The following is an 18,195-nucleotide window of genomic DNA, read 5'->3' as shown; positions in this document are numbered from 1 at the left end:
ATTGCTGATCCTGCAAGGCTCAGGCCGTCTTGCCGGCGCGCACGCCCTTGCCCGGGAACCATTTCTCGACGAGGTCGCTTTCAGGCGCCCGCGTGAGCAGGCTGATGACCGGAGTGACCACGAGCGCGACCGTGGCGCCAAGCGCCGCCTCGTGGAACCCTCCCAGCGACCAGATGGAACTGTAATAGGCTTCCTGAACGGCCTTCCCCGCGTACCCATTCCGGCACACGAACGCGGCGACGAGCGCGGCTGAGCCTGCCAACATGCCGGCAAGCACGCCGGACCTGGTCGTGCGCTTCCAGAAGAGCCCGTAGAGCAGCCCGGGCGCAAAGAGGGTTGTCAGACCGCCCGTGCCGACCTGCACCAGCATGTAGATGATCGGGATCTGCAGGCCCGCGATCCGCTCCAAAACCGCGAGGAGGAACAGGATTGTGGAAAGGGCGACCACAGTCCACTGGCTGACCTTCATTAGTCTCGATTCAGGCGCCTTGGGGTTCATGAACTTCTGGTAGACGTTCCTTGTCAGCGCGGTGCTCACGTACATCAGCAGCGAGTCGCCGGTGGACATGATGGCGGCCATGCAGGCGATCAGGAAGAAAATCGCCACACCCGATGGGAAGATGGCGTACACCAGGTAGGGGAACAGCCAGTCGGCGTTCGGGGGCTTCGCCATGGTCCCTTCCTTGATCATGACCTGGGCCGCCATCCCGGAGTATTTCATCGTCGAAGTAAGGAAGAACGACACCAGGATGATCGGCAACATCGTCCGGAAGGTCCTGAAGCCCTTCGCCATGAAACCGCGCTGCACCTGGTACGGCGAGCTGTTGAAGCTGAACACGAAGTGGATTATCCAGGAAAGCGCGAATCCGGCCGTAAAAGCCCCGTGCCACGTGACGAGCTTCGGCGCGATGGTCGCCAGCTTCGTATTCATGGCGGTCAGCCCACCCGCCTTGAGTATCGGAACGACGATCAGGAAGACCGTACCGAAAAGCATGATCACGCCCTGCAGGAAGTCCGTGTAGACGACTGCCAGCACCCCGCCGAAGGCGGTGTAGATCGTGAACACACCGAGTGATACGAACAACGCCGCAAGGTAGTCCAATCCCAGGATGGTGGACATCACGATCCCGGTCGCCTTGAATTGCGCGTAAAGCGACAGCATCATGAAGACGCTCCCGCCTACCGCCGCCAGGGTCGGAATGACGTCGTCTCCGTACCGCTTGTTGAGGTAGTCCTCGACGGTGACCAGACCGTGTATCTTTCCGACCTGCCACAGCTTCGGCCCGACGACGGTGTTGAAAATGAACATGCCCGCAAACGCGCCGAGGTTGAGCCAGGCGATTGCGTTGCCCTGGGTGAACCCGGCGCTGGGAGCACCGAAATACCCTGCGCCGCTGAGAGTAGTCGCGTACAGTGTCATCGCCGTCAGCCAGGGCCCGAGGCTTCTCCCCCCGATCCAGAAGTCGGCGGATGATTTGATTCTCCTTGATGCATAGTAACCCAGCCCGAGAACGCCCGCCGTGTACACGATGAACGTGATTATTGCGGTAGGGCCGCCAAATTCGGGTTTCATTGCTTGCCGGCCTCCTTTCCGAGGTTCACCTGATCCTCAGTTGCCTTGATGTCCTTCCACAGCCAGCGGTCCGTTATGCTCTCGAAATTCACCGACCAGAAACATGAGAAGATGAAACCGAGAGCAGTCAGAATGAAAGTGAATACGACTGGCCAAGGCATTCCGAACAATTCTCATCCCTCCATTTCGTCAGGGCGCCGTGGCGGAATTGTCCTGGGCGCGGACGCCCAGCATCCAGCCCTGGGCGCTCATGCCGGCATCCCGCAGCGGATGACATTGCAAATCCCATACCCACCTGTGGAGGCCGGCGAGCCACCCGGGTTCCCTTTCCTATCCGCTTCAAAACCGCTTCGTGTTCGCCGCTGCCCTGGTCGAGCCGCTTATTCTGGAGGTGTTCATCAACCGGCAGCGAACTCCCTTCCCAGGCTAAACGAGGTAACGTGGGGTGTCGGACATGGTAATCCCCGGCCGAAGGGTCATCGGGCAGTACCTGTGGGTTGAAGAGATCGATGATTTCATATCCACACATCTCAGCGACGCCGAATGGGCTAAGGCATTCTTTGACCTGCTGAACGACCCCGTCATGGTCACGGACGGCGAGGGAAACATCATAATGGCCAATGAAGCATTCATCAAAATGAGGGGCATTACGAAAGCTGAACTCCTCGGCTGTAACGTCCGGAATTTCTCCCCGCCGTCGAAGATCTGCGAGGTTCTGCGCACAAAGAAGGCGGTCTTCGGCCTCTCTCAGAGACAGGACGGCAGGCAATACATGGTGGAGATCCGGCCCGTAATGCGGGACGATACCCTCTTGGGAACCATCATGATGGCGAAGGATATCAGCGTAATCGACCGCGTAGGGTACACCGAGCCCTCCGATCTCGAGCCCGACGAATCGCTCCATCGCTTCGACAGCATAGTTGGAGAGAGCCGCCTGATGGCGCAACTGAAGGCAAAGGCCAGCGTCATCGCCACAACCGACCTTCCGGTACTTATTACTGGAGAGACGGGAACCGGTAAGGACCTCCTCGCCAGGGCCATTCACGAGATCAGCCCCCGGTCCGGCGGCGCGTTTGTGGCGGTGAACTGTTCGGCCTTTCCCGAGGGGCTTATTGACAGCGAACTCTTCGGCTACGAAGACGGCTCGTTTACCGGCTCCAGGCGTGGAGGAAAGGCCGGACTAATCGAGTCCGCGGACGGAGGGACGTTGTTCCTCGACGAAATCGGGGATATGCCGCTGGAGTTCCAGCCGAGGCTGCTCAGGGTGATAGAGGACGGCGTACTCAGGCGAGTCGGCTCGGTCACCGAGCGACGCCTGAACATTCGCCTAATCGCTGCAACAAACAGGTCAATCGAGGATCTGTGCCGCCAGGGGAAGTTCAGGTCCGATCTGTTCTACAGGCTCAGCGTGGCGGAACTCCAGGTGCCGCCACTCAGGGACCGCAAGGAGGATATCCCCTCACTGATCGCCCATTTTACCAGCGAATTTCGAGAGAAGGCGGGCAGAACCGTGACAGTGAGCCCGTGCGCCCTGGCGGTCCTGCAGTCTTACGCCTGGCCGGGAAACGTGCGGGAACTGCGTAGCGTCGTGCTGAGCTCCGCCTACCAGTGCCGGGCGGGAATGATCCGCAAGATCGACCTGCCGGCGCGGATCGTGGCCAGAATCTCCGCTGCCGGGTTCCTGTCGCGCAGGTCCCTGTTGCTCTCCTACCTGAGAGAACATCGTATGATAACGAATCGTGAGTACTGTAAGCTGACTAATGTCGACCGGACCACTGCATTTAGAGATCTGTCCCAGCTCGTCGACCAGAGGGTCCTGAGGGCCTCCGGTCAGGGCCGTTCACGTGCATATTCCCTCGCAGACTGACGACCATCCCTCACCCCACCGGCCGGCGAGCGCTGGCATGGCGCTTGCTTTCGAGATCCCCGTTGGTTGACGATCCCTCTGCCCAGTGACAGGGCACCACAATCTGGTGTCCGCACTCACGCCAGTGCGTGACGAGGTGGTGGGACGGCATTAGAACGCTAGGAGGGTGCACGGCGAATGGCTGACCATCATCTCGATTATGATCAGGTGCTCGAAGACGTGTTGCTGTCGGAAGTATCACGAGATAATCTCATGGAGTGGACCGGGAAGATCGCTACGTGGGTGCGCCTGTCCGGAGCCACGGGCGAAGCCGAGGCCATGAACTACGTGAACGGGATCCTCAAGTCGTTCGGCTACCGAACGGAACTGCTGCGCCATCCCGCATTCATCAGTCTCCCGGTCAGCGCTTCGTTAACGATTCCATCCGATCCTCAGGCTCAGTTTAAGTGCATCACCCACTCGTTTGCGAAATCCACCGCGAAATCGGGACTGTCGGGAGAGCTGATCTATCCGAAGAAGGGAGACTGCGTACGGGGGAAGATCGTCCTCGTGGACGGCATGGCCTCGTCCAAGGCATGCCTGGAGATGGAGGCCGGGGGAGCCATCGGGGAAATATTCGTCAGCGACGATTATCTGCATGAGTCGGCCGTCTCCCCACTGTGGGGACCACCTACAAGGGACACCCTCGGCATGCTTCCGGTCACCCCCAGCATCACGGTGACGTGTCAGGGTGGCGATTACTTGAAAAACGCCATTGCGCGCGGCCCGGTCCAGGTACGAATTCACACGGCGGTGGACACCGGCTGGAGACAGCTCCCGCTGCTCATAGCGGACATCGATGGGCGCGAGGAAGGGGAATTCCTGCTCTTCAGCAGCCACATTGACTCGTGGCATTACGGAGCGATGGATAACGGCGCCGCGAATGCGACTGTCATGGAGGTCGCCAGGCTGGCCGCCGAGCACAGGAGTAGCCTGCGGCGCGGGTTGAGGCTGGCCTTCTGGTCGGGCCACTCCCATGGCAGGTTCGCCGGCTCGGCCTGGTACGCGGATCACTACTGGACGGAGCTCCTCGACAGGTGCCTTGGCCACGTGAACGCCGACTCCACGGGGGGCAGGGGGGCCTCCGTCCTTGAGGAGATCCCCATCATGCCGCAATCGTTCGGCCTTGCGGCGGCGGCCCTCAAGAAAGTCACGGGGCGCAATCTCGCCGGCAAGCGGATCGGCCGTTTCGGTGACCAGTCGTTCTACGGCATTGGACTGACAAGTACGTTCGCCACGTTCTCGGAGCAACCAAGGGACCCCGGCAGCGAGGGCGTGGGTTTCCATACCGGGGGGAAACTCAGCGGCGGCCTGGGCTGGTGGTGGCACACGGAGTTCGACACGATTGACAAAATCGATCCGGACAACCTGCTCCGCGACACCAGGATATACATGGCGACGGTATACAGGCTGCTTTCGTGTCGCTACCTTCCTTACGATTTCCGCGCGCTCTGCCGCTACATCTCGGAGCAGCTCGACCTGCTGTCGAGATCCGTCGGCCAGCGGCTCGACCTGGAGCCGGCCAGGGCGAGGCTGTCGGAGGTTGCGCGGACGACTGAAAGGTTCTACGAGGTGCTCGGAAGAGGCGAGATAGAGCCGCCAAAGGCAAACAGGGTCTTGCGTGAACTCTCGCTAGCGCTGGTACCTTGCGCGTTCAAGGAGAACGAACGCACGGACCCGGACTTCTTTGGGGCAATCCCCGCATTCCCGATGTTCGACGGCGCCGAGAGACTGGCCTCTGCCGAAGGTGATGAGTTCAACCTGCTGTACCCCATCTACCTGCGCAGGCGAAACCGATTTATACTGTATTTAACCGAAGCCGTCCAGGCGCTTGAGCGGGCCGGAGTGTAGCGGGAGTGTCGCATTCCTGCGCCCCCGGCCGGTGCTTATCCGGCCGGGGGCTATTTGATGTACAGAGCAGTGCGGAGGGTGTCTTGGTGAACGTGAGAGTCCGTTTCTTCCCACCCTATCAGGATCTGGCGGGAAAAACACAGGAAATCCTGACGTTCGGTGAAGGAACAACCGTCAAGGATCTCCTGATCAACCTGGAGGTCGCCTATCCAGACCTCCGCGGGATGTCGGCCGGGCTCGGCGACGGGCACACCGTCTGGGTTTCGCGGTCAGGCAGGACCCTCGGACCCGCGGACATCCTGCACGACGGCGATGAGATTGTCCTTCTCGCCCCCGTTATGGGCGGCTGAGAGCCTCCCGCCGTCACATAGCGAGCGGACTACTCGCCAGCGCCCGATTCGACCACATCCCTCAGCGCCTCCAGCGCGGCGGCTTGATCCCGCCCCTCTGCCCAAACCTCGATCGTGTGACCCGACTCGGCTCCCAGGGTCAGCACCTCGATTATGCTTTTGGCGTTCGCGACGGAGCCGCTCTTGCTCAGGTTCCTCACGAATACCGCTGATTCAAAGCTGGAGGCGGTCCGGACGAATTCAGCCGCGGGGCGCGCGTGCAGTCCATACCGGTTCCTCAAGGTCAGGAGAACCCGCGCTGTTTCATGGCCCCCGAGCGCCGGACACGCCGGCGGCGGGTTATCGGGTACGACGGGCTGACCACAGCTACCACCGGAATCCGCCACGCGGCCGGACGGCTTCATGAGCTCCATCGCCCTGCGGGCAGCAGAATCGACCTCACCCAGCGACGCGCCCGCGGCGGCCTGAGCGGCCGCCGCGACTGCTCCCTCGACAAGCGGGGCGGGACACAGGACTACGCGCCGTTGCCTGTCGGCGGGTAGCATCTCGACCGCGACCTCCGCCGTCATCACTGCGCTGCCGAGGTCCATGAGAATGACCACGCCGTCGTCGCCGTAGGCTCCGGAAACGGCCTGGAGCACCCGTTCGGCGCTGGTTCCGAGGGTGCTGTCATCCAGGCCGCCGGCGGTTGCGATATTGACCTTGCCCCCCGCCACCTGTTCGGCGAGTTCCTTGACTCCCTGGGCCAGCTTGTGAGAGTGTGAAACGATAACGATCCCGACCATGCCGGCTACCCCACCCGTCTACCCCTTCGCCTTTCCGAAAACGTCCGCCGCGGCGGTAAGGATCATGGATGCGGACGTGGCTCCGGGGTCCCTGTGGCCGGCGGACCGTTCTCCAAGGTAACTGGCGCGCCCGCGCCGCGCGACGATGGGAATCGTGTCTTCCGCTCCTTTTCGAGCCGCAGCTGCGGATTCACTGAGGACCTGCTCAAGCGTCTTTCCACCGGCCAGGGCTGCGCGCGCGGCCTCGAGTGCCGGGAGCAACGCGTCCAGCATCGTCTTGTCACCCGGCCCGGCCTTGCCCCTGTTGATCACACCCTTGACGCCGGCGTCGAGGGAGGCTACCCAGTCTCCGGGCGCGAGCTCCGTTTTCCCCGCAGCGACGACTCCGGCCTGCAGGAAGAACGTCCCGTACAGGGGGCCGGCGGCCCCGCCGACAGTCGAGACGAGAGCCATGCCGGTAGTCTTGAAGATGCTCCCGATGTCTTTGGCGACTACCTCGGGCAGTTTGGACAAGACGGCCTTAAAGCCCCTGTCCATGTTAGCGCCGTGGTCCGCGTCGCCAATCGCAGAGTCGAGCTCCGTCAGGTAATCCCTGCTTTCCTCCAGGATGCTCGCACACGCCTTGAGCCAGTCCAGTACGGAATCCCGGCTGATGTTCATACGGTCCCTCCCGCCCCGCGAACCAGTCCATTGCAGTGTCAACCGCGTTCACACACCCCACCTGAGCCCCGGGGTCTTCACGGGGTCATCCCACAGGCTGAGCAGCTCCTCATCCATCTTCAGCAAGGTAATCGACGTGCCCGCCATCTCGAGCGAGGTGATATACGGCCCTACCAGGTTCCGGACCACATTGAGGCCCTTGCTCGCGCAAATCTGATGGGCCTTTCGGTATACAACGTAGAGTTCGACAAGTGGGGTACCCCCCATCGAATTGACGAACAACAGCACGTTGTCGCCAGCCTTGAACGGGAGGTCCCCGATGACCGGCTCGATGAGCATCTCCACTATTTCGTCTACGGGTTGCAGATTCATCCGCCGGCGGCCCGGTTCCCCGTGAATTCCTATGCCGATCTCCATCTCGTCATTGCCGATCTCGAATGTCGGTTTTCCCACGTGGGGCACCGTGCAGGACGTAAGGGCCATGCCCATACTCCGTCCGTTTTCATTGACCTTCCGGCAAAGCGCGGCCACCTTGCCCAGGTCATAGCCCCGTTCCGCGGCGGCGCCGCATATCTTCTCAGCAAGCACCGTCGTCCCAACACCCCGGCGCCCCTGGGTGTAAAGGCTGTCCTGGACCGCCACGTCGTCGTTGATGATCACGCTTTCGATCTCGATCCCTTCACCGCGGGCGAGGTCGGCCGCCATGTCGAAGTTCATTATGTCCCCGCTGTAGTTCTTGACGATGAACAGCACGCCTTTGCCACCGTCCACAGCCTTGGAAGCCTCGTACATCTGGTCGGGCGTTGGACTCGTAAACACGGCGCCAGGGCAGGCGGCGTCCAGCATCCCCCGGCCGACGAACCCGCCGTGCATCGGTTCGTGACCGCTGCCGCCCCCTGAAATGACGGCCACCTTGCCGCGCACCGGGGCGTCCGCGCGGTACACGTAGTTCGGGTCGAAGTGCACCTTAACGAGGTCCGGATGGGCCAACGCGAGACCTTCCAGCTCTTCCCGGACGACATCCTCGGGCCTGTTGATCAGTTTCTTCACGACCACACCCTCCCTTTCCAAATGTTATGTCTCATGGGCGTATCCCGGTCGAGGAGGTGTTTCTCCAGCGGGCTGGGTCAACCTCTGAACAGGAATCAGACACATCTGGATAGACTTCACGGAGCCGGGTTCACACCGGGGGAGGATTCAGGCCGGCGCAGTACTGCCGCCTGAATTCCCGCGGGGACAGCCCCTGTGACCGCTTGAAAACGCGGCTGAAGTAGTTCGGGTCCTTGAAACCAACCCTCGACGCCACGTCGGACACGTCGAGGTCGGTGCGGGTCAGCAGGTCTCTGGCCCTGGCCAGGCGGACCCGCGTAAGGTATTCGACAAACGACACACCGGTGTATGCCTTGAACACGGTACAGAAGTAACGCGGATGGAAAAACACCCTCTCGGCGACACCGGCTGTCGTCAGAGGTTTCGAATAGTGAGCCTGGACGAATGCGATGGCATCCCGCACAGCGGCGCCCGGGCCGGGGCCGACTGGGTGGGGTGAGCTGCAGTGCGGTCTGGCAGCGCTGGCGGGAGGTGATGCGTCGACGCTTGCGAAGTCGCTTTCCACCAGGCGCTTGAGCGTCGAAACGGCTGTCGCCGCATCCGGTCCACTTGCGGCAATCGCGATTTCCTGGCCGCGCCTGACGTTGAGAAGGGATACGTTGTTCATGCTCTTTGCGCTGAACCAGCGCGTATTGCGGGTGACGTTGTGTACCCGGACGTCGGATTGGTACCGCGAAGCCGCCTGGACGAAGAGGCCTGCGGGCTCGGCATGCAACCCGAGCGGGTGTGTCACCGTCACCATGGCCATCGCGTCCCAGTCGGGTCTATGCGTCCACCCGCTCGCCGCAGCAGGACCAACGCCCATCTGGACCATTTTGGGCATCAGCGCTCCCCGCGCCTCGGCCGCCGCCTCCTCGACAGAAGCTCCAGCAGCAAGCAGGGCCGCGGCTGCAACCGCCCCCTCTACCAGGGGAGCTTCGCACAGCAGGATACGGCGACGCCTTGCCGCGGGGAGATCCTCGAGCGCCATCTGCGTCGTGAGAATTGCACTCCCCAGGTCGACCAGCACCAGTGCGCCGTCCTCGTTGGCGACGGTCTCCAGCGCCCTGCGGACCGAATCGTAGCACGTGCCCGGGGGTGTCCCTGTGACAGCCCCGGCGGCTACCACTCTGACCCTGCCCCGGGTCACCTGCTCGGCGAGCTCGCGTACCCCTTCGGCAACCCGGGTACTGTGGGAGACGATTACCAGGCTGACCATAGTCCGAACCCCCCGAAAGGGTGCGGCGACAAATGAGGCGCGCCAGCGTCCGCCTCCTACAGGCCGAGGTCGGCCGCTATGCCCTGCATCGCCTCGAGGCCCGTAGTCACGAAATCCTCGAGGTCGAGACCGAGCTCCGAGCACGATTCGATGACCTGGCGGTTGGCGCCCCGTGCGAACGACTTCTCACGGTATCTGTTCATGATGAACTTCGTATCGATGGACGAGAGCTTCTTCGACGGGTGGATGAGCGCGCCTGCGACGATGAGCCCGGTCAACGGGTCGCAGGCGTAGAGCGCTTTGGCCATCCTGGTCTCACGTGGGAAACCGTGTTTCTCGTTGTGAGCCCTGACTGCGTCAACCATGTCGTCCCCGAACCCCATTTCCTCAACCATCTCCGCGCTGAGCAGGCTGTGGCGCTCGAGGTTATCCTTGACCCGCCCAAGGTCGATGTCGTGAAGGAGTCCCGCCATGGCCCATTCCTTCTCGTCTTCTCCAAGCCGCTTTGCGAGCGCGCGCATCACCGCTTCGGTCGCCAGGCAGTGCTTGAAAAGATTGATGTTGTCCAATTCCGACTTGAGCTTCGCTACCGCTTCCGCACGTTCCATCAGACAGCCTCCTCAGTAGAATCCTGCGCTGCAAGGTCCAAAGCCGGCCTGTCGCGTTTCGAGACGAAGCACCCCGTGGCCTCGGCCATGACCGCGCCGTCCTCCGACAGGATGCGGCCCGCGGTGTAGAACCGCCTGCCCTTTACCTCGAGGATCTCTCCCTCGACGCGGATCTTCGTCCCGCACATTATGGGCCTCCTGAACTTGACCGTCATCTCGGCGGTGTACGTCACGTACCCCTTTACCCAGAGGAACCTCCCCATTATCTCGTCCAAAACCGTGCTTATTACGCCGCCGTGCATGATGCCGGGAAATCCCTGATACGCCTTGGCCACCGTGAATTCGCTCACGTACTTGTCGCCTTCGAGGCGGAACGTGAGGCGCATGCCGGAGGGGTTGTCCGTCCCGCAGACGAAACACCCCGACGTGTACGAAGCCCACTTGGGATTCGACTCGGGTCCTCGGATTAATGCGTTCATCTCGTCCCCTCCGCCGCGCTGTAATGGAGCCGGTTCGAAAAGGGCCCATGTCGACTTCCGTGACATGGGCCCCTCTTGTAGCCATGCGTTGATGGTGGTTGAAGCACGGCTGTGCCGCGGCTTGCGCCGCGATCCCGGCCCCCGGCCCTACCGGATGAGCGCGTTCTGCAGCACGAAGGAGGCGAACACCACTGAAACCATCGACAGCAGCTTGATGAGGATGTTCAGCGACGGTCCAGCGGTATCCTTGAATGGGTCGCCCACCGTATCGCCCACGACGGCCGCCTTGTGCGCAGCCGAACCCTTACCTCCCAGGTTACCTGCCTCAATATACTTCTTGGCGTTATCCCATGCCCCACCGGCGTTGGCCATCATGATGGCGAGCACGAAACCGGACACCGTGGCGCCCGCTAGGAGCCCGGCTACCGCCTCAACATTGAACAGAAGGCCGATCAACACGGGAACGATGATGGCGATGAGCGCCGGCGCCACCATCTCTTTCTGCGCGGCCCTCGTGCAAATGTCGACGCACCGCGCGTAGTCCGCCTTGGCTTTGCCTTCCATGAGGCCCGGGATCTCCTTGAACTGGCGCCGCACCTCGACGACTATCTGCTGCGCCGCGCGGCCGACGGCGTTCATGGCGAACGCGCTGAACACGAACGGCAGCACGCCGCCGATGAACAACCCCACAAGGAGCCTGGGGTTCAAGACCGACAGGTCCATAGCGAACTTCAAACCCCGGTTCCTGACGATTATCTCTATCTGATCCCTGTACGCTGCAATCAGCGCCAGCGCGGTGAGCGCCGCAGAACCGATCGCGAAGCCCTTGCCGGTCGCGGCGGTCGTATTGCCGAGGGAATCGAGCGCGTCCGTGCGCTCCCTCACGTGGGGAGGCAGGTGAGCCATCTCCGCGATGCCCCCGGCGTTGTCGGCGACGGGGCCATAGGCATCGGTGGCCAGGGTAATGCCCAGCGTGGACAACATGCCGACAGCCGAGATCCCGACCCCGTACAGCCCCTGGTTGAAGTTGCCGAGTCCGCCGGCGAGGTAGAAGCTCGCCAGCACCGCGATGCTGACGACGACTACCGGCGCCACGGTCGACATCATGCCGACAGAAAGCCCGCCGATTATGACTGTCGCGGGACCGGTCACGGCCGTGTTTGCGACACCTCGCGTCGGGCCGTACCCGGCCGAAGTGAATACCTCCGTCGATACGCCGATCAGGTTTCCCGCCACGAGACCGGCGAGAACCGCCCAGTACACGCCGGTGTTTTCGATGCCGAGCAAGCCCCTGACCAGGAAGAACGAGACAACCGCGATGATGACGCTCGAAGTGTAGACGCCGCGCCGCAAGGCAGCGAGCAGAACCGTCTGCTCGGCTTCCTCGCCGGACCTCACGAAAAACGTGCCGATGATCGAGGCGAGTACGCCAACGGCCGCCATTATGAGCGGCACGGTCACGCCGCGTACACCAAACCCCGCCGCCACGGCCAGCGCCGCGGTTGCGACAACCGACCCCACGTACGACTCGTACAGGTCGGCGCCCATGCCCGCGACATCGCCGACGTTGTCGCCGACGTTGTCCGCTATGACGGCCGCGTTGCGGGGGTCATCCTCGGGGATGCCGGCTTCGACCTTGCCAACGAGGTCGGCTCCTACGTCCGCAGCTTTTGTGAATATACCGCCGCCCACCCTGGCAAATAGCGCGTACGAACTCGCGCCCATGCCGAACGTCAGCATCGCGCTCGTAACGTTCTGGATCCTCGCAGCAGCGTCAAGATTCCGGTAGTACCAGTTGAGGAAGTAGAACCAGAAGCTGAGGTCGAGCAGCCCGAGGCCCACGACGGTGAGGCCCATGACCGCGCCCGCGGAGAAAGCCACCCGGAGGCCCCTGTTCAGCCCCTCCATGGCGGCGTTCGCGGTCCTCGCGCTCGACCTGGTGGCGATGCTCATCCCGATGAATCCCGCAAGACCCGAGAAAAAACCCCCTGTAAGGAACGCGAACGGGACGAAAATGACGAGGTACCCCGCCAGGGAAAGCCCGAGAAGAATTAAGAACATGACGGCAAAGAAAACGCCGACGCCCTTGTACTGCCTGCGCAGGTACGCCCCCGCTCCCTCGCGCACAGCGGCGGCGATACTCTTCATTTCGTCGGTCCCCTCGCTGAACTGCAGGACTGAGTACGCCAGGTAGCCCGCGAAAAGGAGCGCCACCACCGAGCCTACAGGGGCGAAAATCGTGAGATTGTCACCCATCCAACACCCTCCCTTGCGCCAAAAGGCCGCTCGGCCCTAAGCCGGATGGCTGGGGCCGGGGCCTCAACGAGACGCATTTGTTACGCGTGAACCATGCTGAGCAAGATCGACGACACTATGAACAGTGCGGCAAGCGCCGTGGCCACCTTCCCAAGGAGTTCGTCGAGGCCCTTCTTCTTGCCGAACAAGGCCTCCGCCCCTCCGCCAATCACGCCAAGGCCCGCCGACTTGCCCTGCTGGAGCAGCACAGCCGCTATAAGTCCGAGGGAAATGATCACGTGCACAACTAGAAGGGCGCTTCGCAGCACTATACCACCCCCTTTGTCCAACGCCACTAATTCTAGCACAGTAGGTGGCCAAACTCAACGCTACGAGGCCGAACAGGGCACTGCACAGAGGCCCCGGCGGCTCCCAACTTCACCCCTTGAAGGCGTCGAGCCCTGCATACCTGGCCGACTTTCCAAGGTCTTCTTCGATCCTGAGCAGCCTGTTGTACTTGGCCACCCTTTCGGTCCTGGATGGGGCGCCTGTCTTCAGCTGGCCTCCACCCAAAGCCACAGCCAGGTCAGATATGGTCGTGTCCTCTGTCTCCCCGGACCGGTGCGAGACCATGAACCGGTAGCCGGCTTTCTTGGCGGTCTCGACCGTCTCGAGTGTTTCAGTGAGACTTCCCACCTGATTCACCTTGATGAGTATGGCGTTGGTTGCCTTTCGCCTTATGCCCTCGGCCAGCCGCTCCTTCGAGGTCACGTAGAGATCGTCCCCCACGAGTTCAACCCTATCACCCAGCTGGGCGGTCATGGCCGTCCACCCTTCCCAGTCGTCTTCGGCGAGTCCGTCCTCCAGCAAGACGATCGGGTATGCATCAAGCCACTTGCGGTAGAGGTCGATCATGCCCTGGGCATCGAGCGCCAATCCGTCCGCTTTGAGTACGTATTTCCCGTCCCGGTAGAATTCGGACGCCGCAGGGTCCATGGCCACGAACGCGTCCTTGCCAGGCTTGTATCCGGCTTTCTCAATGGCCTGCACCAGGAGTTCGAGTGGCTCCTCGTTAGATTTCAGTAACGGCGCGAACCCTCCCTCGTCACCGACAGCGGTGTTGAGGCCCTTCGACTTCAGCACCGACTTGAGATTGTGGAACACCTCGGCGCCCATCCTCAGGCCCTCGGCGAACGACGGGGCTCCCGCCGGCGCTACCATGAACTCCTGGAGGTCCAGGTTATTGTCGGCGTGCTTTCCGCCGTTGAGTACGTTCATCATGGGCACGGGCAGCGTGCGGGCGTTGGGTCCACCTATGTACCTGTACAGGGGGAGGCCCAGGTACTCGGCGGCGGCCTTCGCGCACGCGAGGGACACCCCCAGTATGGCGTTCGCGCCCAGGTTCCCCTTGTTCGGGGTGCCGTCGAGCTCGAGCATCTTCGCATCGATCCCGACCTGGTCCAGAGCGTCCCATCCGAGGATCGCCGGAGCTATGACATCCTCCACGTTTCTGACCGCTTTGAGAACGCCCTTGCCAAGATACCTGCCCCTGTCGCCGTCCCTGAGTTCGACGGCCTCGTATGTCCCGGTTGACGCCCCGGACGGGACTATGGCGACTCCCGTCGCGCCGTCTTCAAGGATTACCTCCACCTCCACGGTGGGATTGCCGCGAGAGTCGAGCACCTCGCGGGCCAGGATGTCGATTATCGAGCTCATGTGGAACCTCCTCACAAGGAAAGTGTGACAAGGAATGTGTACGGGCTGCGACGCCCCGGCGCGTCATCTCACGATCAGGGATTTCCCGTCCATCTCGACCGGTTGCTCGATACCGAGCATGTTCAGCATCGTGGGCGCGATGTCCGCGAGTATGCCATCCCTTAGCCGGGCGCCCCGCCTCGACGGGTCGACCAGTATGAACGGCACGGGGTTCGAGGTATGCGCGGTACACGGTCCGCCGCCGCACTCCAGCATCTTTTCGGCGTTGCCGTGGTCGGCGCAGATCAAGGTGGCCCCGCCGGCCTTCAGCACTTCGTCTACAACCATACCCGCGCAGCGATCGACGGTTTCCACCGCCTTTACGGCCGCCTCCATGATCCCCGTGTGGCCGACCATGTCGAGATTGGCAAAATTGAGGATTATCACGTCGTACTTGCCGGACCGCACCTCTCCGATCACCGTGCCGGTGACCTCCGGCGCGCTCATCTCGGGCTTCAGGTCGTAGGTGGCGACCCTGGGCGACGGGATGAGGATCCTGTCCTCGCCCTCGAACGGTTTCTCCTCCATTCCGTTAAAGAAGAACGTGACGTGAGCGTATTTCTCGGTCTCGGCTATCCGCAGCTGGCGCAGGCCCTTGCGGCTCAACACCTCACCCAGCGTGTTCTTGAGGTATTGCGGCGGGAATGCCACGGGCATGTCCAGGCCTTCCTCGTACTGGGCCATTCCCACGACCGGCACCGGCATGTAGCCCCCGCGGTCGAACGGCTCGAACGCCTCGTCGAGGAGGGCGTGCGAGATCTGCCTCGCGCGGTCCGCGCGGAAATTGAAGAATATCACCGCATCGCCGGGCAGGATGCCCTGGTAGCCCCGGATCACCCCCGGAAGTATGAACTCGTCGGTTTGGCCGCCGGCATACGATTCCTCAATCCAATTCAAGGCTGAGTCGACTTCGTGACCTTCACCGGAAACGATGGCGTCAAACGCCTGTTTCGTGCGGTCCCACCTCTTGTCGCGGTCCATCGCGTAGTACCTGCCCATGACCGTCGCGATGGAACCCACACCGCTCTCGCGGATGCTGGACTCGATGTGTTCGATGAAGCCCTTGCCGGACGTGGGCGACGTGTCGCGCCCGTCCATGAAGCAGTGGACAGCGACGTCCGCGACACCCTCGCTCTTCGAGAGTTTCAGCACGGCAATCAGGTGGTTGATGTGGCTGTGCACGCCCCCGTCGGAAAGAAGCCCCATCAAGTGGAGCCGGCCGCCCGTCCGCTTGACGTGGGATACCGCTTTCAGCAAGGCCTCATTGCGGTATATGTCCCCCGTGGCGACCGAGCGGTTGATCCGCGCCAGGTCCTGGTACACAATCCTGCCGGCCCCGATGTTGAGGTGGCCCACGTTGGAATCGCCCATCTGCCCGGACTCAAGGCCCACGGCCTCGCCGTCAGCCCTCAGCCTGCAGCTCGGGTAATCCCGGAGGAGGCCCGAGAGAACGGGGGTTAGTGCCACGGAGCATGCGTTCCCGGGGCCCGCCTCGCAGAGACCCCAGCCGTCGACTATCGTGAGGCAAAGCGGGCGAGGCCGCTTTGTGCCGTGATCCATCGGGTACAAACCTTCCTCTCGCTTAGTAGCGCGACTTGTAGTCCACGATGCCGGCGAACGACGCGGGGTCGAGGCTCGCCCCGCCTACCAGGGCACCATCCACGCCGTCCTCCGCCATGAATCCGGATATGTTGTCGGGTGAAACGGACCCGCCGTACTGCACGCGGACCTGATCGGCCACCGAGGCGCCGTGAATGCCGGCAACGACGGAACGGATCAGGGCTGCAGCCTCGCGGGCGTCGGCCGGAGTGGCGGGGCGCCCGGTACCGATCGCCCACACCGGCTCGTACGCGATCACCAGGCGTGATGCGTGAATGGGCGCGAGGCCTTCCAGGACCGACCGTACCTGCCGCACGACGACTTCGGAGGTCAGCCCGCTGTCGCGCTCGTCCCCGGTCTCCCCGACGCACAGGATGGGGATGAGGCCCGCTGCGGCCGCAGCCACCACCTTTCGTCCGGCATGATCGTCCGTCTCGCCAAAGAGCCGCCGCCGTTCGGAGTGACCTGCGATGACGTGGGAGCATCCGGCGTCAAGCAGCATGGCCGCCGAGACCTCGCCGGTGAAGGCACCGCTCTTCTCCCAGTAAAGGTCCTGCGCCCCCAGGGCCACGCGGGGCCTGGCCGCACCACCCGTGACCTCGGCTACAGCCTGCAGCACCGCTTGGATCGCCGTGAACGGCGGGCAAATCACGACCTCAACCCCGCTCTCGATACCGCGACGCGCCGCCTCCCTCGCGAGGAACTCGCGTACAAACGCGGCGGCCTCGCCCGCGGTCTTGTTCATCTTCCAGTTTGCAGCCATTATGGGCGTCCTCATGCGCAGGCCCCCATCCAAGAACTCAGCCAATAGGAACTCGGCCAGTCAACTCAACAACGGGCCGGGTCGCCCCGTCCCGGCAACACCTCACGCATCCATCAAGGACGCCACCCCGGGTAGCTCCCGTCCCTCGACGAACTCGAGCGAAGCCCCGCCGCCCGTGGAGATGTGTCCCATCTTCTCAGCCACGCCCGCTTTTTCAACGGCCGCGACCGAATCGCCGCCGCCGACGACGCTCATCGCGCCGGACCCGGCTATCGCATTCGCCACCGCGACCGTGCCCTTGGAGAATTGCTCTATCTCGAACACACCCATCGGACCGTTCCAGAACACGGTGCGCGCGCCCTTGATGGCCTCCGCGAAGGCCGCGGCCGATTTGGGTCCTATGTCGAGCGCCATCCAGCCATCGGGCACTGCGTCCGCCACAACCGTCCTGGTGGCGGCGCCAGCCTCCATCTTTTCGGCCACAATGAAGTCGGTGGGCAACATCACCTCTGTGCCGCTTCGCGACGCCTTCTCGATCACCGACGCGGCCACGCCGAGCTTGTCCTCCTCCACCAGCGACTTGCCCATGGAGTAGCCCCTGGACCGGAGGAAGGTGTTGGCCATGCCGCCGCCCAGGATGAGCGCGTCAGCCTTGCCGGTGAGGTTCTCGAGCACACCGATCTTGTCGGATACCTTGGCGCCGCCGAGCACGGCCACGAACGGCCGCGCGGGCGACTCAAGCACCCTGGAAAGCGCCTCGACTTCCTTCTCCATCAGGAAACCGGCCACCGCCGGCAGGAACTTCGCCACGCCCGCCGTTGAAGCGTGCGCCCTGTGCGCCGCTCCGAACGCGTCGTTCACGTACACCTCGGCGAGCGAGGCCAGTGCCTTCGCAAACGACTCGTCATTCTTCTCCTCGCCGGGGTGGAACCTGACGTTCTCCAGTAGCACCACGTCTCCGTCGTTCATCGAGGTGACGGCCAGCCGCACCTCGTCCCCGACGCAGTCGTCCATCTTCCGTACGGGCCTGCCCAGCAACGCCGACAGCCTCTCCGCGATCCTGTTGAGCCTGTAAGCATCCTCGGGCTTGCCCTTAGGCCTGCCGAAGTGGGAAGCCAGTATGACCCGCGCGCGCCGGTCCGCCAGGTACTCGATGGTCGGTATCGCCGCGCGGATCCTCGTATCGTCGGTTATGTTGCCCTGCGAGTCAACGGGCACGTTGAAGTCGACCCTGACGAATACTCGCCTGCCGCCGACTTCAATGTCCCTTATCGTCTTCTTCTTCACGGGGGTCCCTCCTTGCCGTCGTCCCGGCGCGCCCAG

Annotated in this window: 17 protein-coding genes; 3 read left to right on the top strand and 14 right to left on the bottom strand. The window is 62.8% G+C overall.

Translation table 11 applies throughout. The annotated features are described in order from the left end of the window. Window positions 1-19: 19 nt before the first annotated feature. Window positions 20-1,573 (bottom strand): sodium/solute symporter, encoded by a 1,554-nt coding sequence (locus HPY55_14775; GenBank protein NPV71876.1) that lies wholly within the window; start codon window positions 1,571-1,573, stop codon window positions 20-22. After that, the gene (locus HPY55_14770; protein ID NPV71875.1) at window positions 1,570-1,743 is read right to left on the bottom strand and encodes a hypothetical protein; all 174 of its coding nucleotides are present in this window, start codon (window positions 1,741-1,743) and stop codon (window positions 1,570-1,572) included. The genes HPY55_14775 and HPY55_14770 overlap by 4 nt, the downstream gene beginning before the upstream one ends. A 275-nt stretch (window positions 1,744-2,018) precedes the next feature. On the opposite strand from HPY55_14770, the gene HPY55_14765 reads away from it, so the two are divergent. The 3 genes from HPY55_14765 (at window position 2,019) to HPY55_14755 (ending at window position 5,680) form a co-directional block, all read left to right on the top strand. Continuing rightward, window positions 2,019-3,440, top strand: coding sequence for a sigma 54-interacting transcriptional regulator (locus HPY55_14765; protein ID NPV71874.1), 1,422 nt, complete (start codon window positions 2,019-2,021; stop codon window positions 3,438-3,440). A gap of 177 nt (window positions 3,441-3,617) precedes the next feature. After that, window positions 3,618-5,330: a M28 family peptidase gene (locus HPY55_14760; protein NPV71873.1), complete on the top strand. Its 1,713-nt coding sequence runs from the start codon at window positions 3,618-3,620 to the stop codon at window positions 5,328-5,330. 86 nt (window positions 5,331-5,416) lie between these two features. After that, the gene (locus tag HPY55_14755) at window positions 5,417-5,680 is read left to right on the top strand and encodes a MoaD/ThiS family protein (protein NPV71872.1); all 264 of its coding nucleotides are present in this window, start codon (window positions 5,417-5,419) and stop codon (window positions 5,678-5,680) included. A 29-nt stretch (window positions 5,681-5,709) separates the two neighbouring features. Here HPY55_14755 and dhaM read toward each other — a convergent pair whose 3' ends face one another. The 12 genes from dhaM to HPY55_14695 all read right to left on the bottom strand — a co-directional run bounded on the left by dhaM (window position 5,710) and on the right by HPY55_14695 (window position 18,159). Beyond that, window positions 5,710-6,465 (bottom strand): PTS-dependent dihydroxyacetone kinase phosphotransferase subunit DhaM, encoded by a 756-nt coding sequence (gene dhaM / locus HPY55_14750; GenBank protein NPV71871.1) that lies wholly within the window; start codon window positions 6,463-6,465, stop codon window positions 5,710-5,712. Between the two features lie 18 nt (window positions 6,466-6,483). Beyond that, window positions 6,484-7,125: a dihydroxyacetone kinase subunit L gene (gene dhaL, locus HPY55_14745; GenBank protein ID NPV71870.1), complete on the bottom strand. Its 642-nt coding sequence runs from the start codon at window positions 7,123-7,125 to the stop codon at window positions 6,484-6,486. 48 nt (window positions 7,126-7,173) lie between these two features. Next, entirely contained in the window at window positions 7,174-8,175 is a 1,002-nt protein-coding gene (dhaK, locus tag HPY55_14740; protein NPV71869.1) for a dihydroxyacetone kinase subunit DhaK, read from the bottom strand. Window positions 8,176-8,305: 130 nt separating this feature from the next. Next, complete coding sequence (locus HPY55_14735; protein ID NPV71868.1) at window positions 8,306-9,433, bottom strand: HPr family phosphocarrier protein; 1,128 nt, start codon at window positions 9,431-9,433, stop codon at window positions 8,306-8,308. Window positions 9,434-9,489: 56 nt separating this feature from the next. Further along, window positions 9,490-10,041, bottom strand: a complete 552-nt coding sequence (locus HPY55_14730) for an HDIG domain-containing protein (protein ID NPV71867.1) — start codon at window positions 10,039-10,041, stop codon at window positions 9,490-9,492. After that, a complete protein-coding gene (locus HPY55_14725; GenBank protein ID NPV71866.1) occupies window positions 10,041-10,520 on the bottom strand; it encodes a PaaI family thioesterase in 480 nt (159 codons plus the stop codon). The genes HPY55_14730 and HPY55_14725 overlap by 1 nt, the downstream gene beginning before the upstream one ends. A gap of 147 nt (window positions 10,521-10,667) precedes the next feature. Then, entirely contained in the window at window positions 10,668-12,776 is a 2,109-nt protein-coding gene (locus tag HPY55_14720) for a sodium-translocating pyrophosphatase (protein ID NPV71865.1), read from the bottom strand. A gap of 80 nt (window positions 12,777-12,856) precedes the next feature. Beyond that, window positions 12,857-13,084: a preprotein translocase subunit SecG gene (secG, locus tag HPY55_14715; GenBank protein ID NPV71864.1), complete on the bottom strand. Its 228-nt coding sequence runs from the start codon at window positions 13,082-13,084 to the stop codon at window positions 12,857-12,859. Window positions 13,085-13,193: 109 nt separating this feature from the next. After that, complete coding sequence (gene eno / locus HPY55_14710; GenBank protein ID NPV71863.1) at window positions 13,194-14,471, bottom strand: phosphopyruvate hydratase; 1,278 nt, start codon at window positions 14,469-14,471, stop codon at window positions 13,194-13,196. Between the two features lie 63 nt (window positions 14,472-14,534). Next, a complete protein-coding gene (locus tag HPY55_14705; GenBank protein NPV71862.1) occupies window positions 14,535-16,070 on the bottom strand; it encodes a 2,3-bisphosphoglycerate-independent phosphoglycerate mutase in 1,536 nt (511 codons plus the stop codon). 22 nt (window positions 16,071-16,092) lie between these two features. Then, window positions 16,093-16,887 (bottom strand): triose-phosphate isomerase, encoded by a 795-nt coding sequence (locus HPY55_14700; protein ID NPV71861.1) that lies wholly within the window; start codon window positions 16,885-16,887, stop codon window positions 16,093-16,095. 87 nt (window positions 16,888-16,974) lie between these two features. Beyond that, a complete protein-coding gene (locus HPY55_14695) occupies window positions 16,975-18,159 on the bottom strand; it encodes a phosphoglycerate kinase (protein NPV71860.1) in 1,185 nt (394 codons plus the stop codon). Window positions 18,160-18,195: the final 36 nt, after the last annotated feature.

The organism is Bacillota bacterium, assembly GCA_013178305.1.
GTDB lineage: Bacteria > Bacillota > Sulfobacillia > JABLXB01 > JABLXB01 > JABLXB01.
This window is presented reverse-complemented; position numbering and strand designations above follow the sequence as displayed.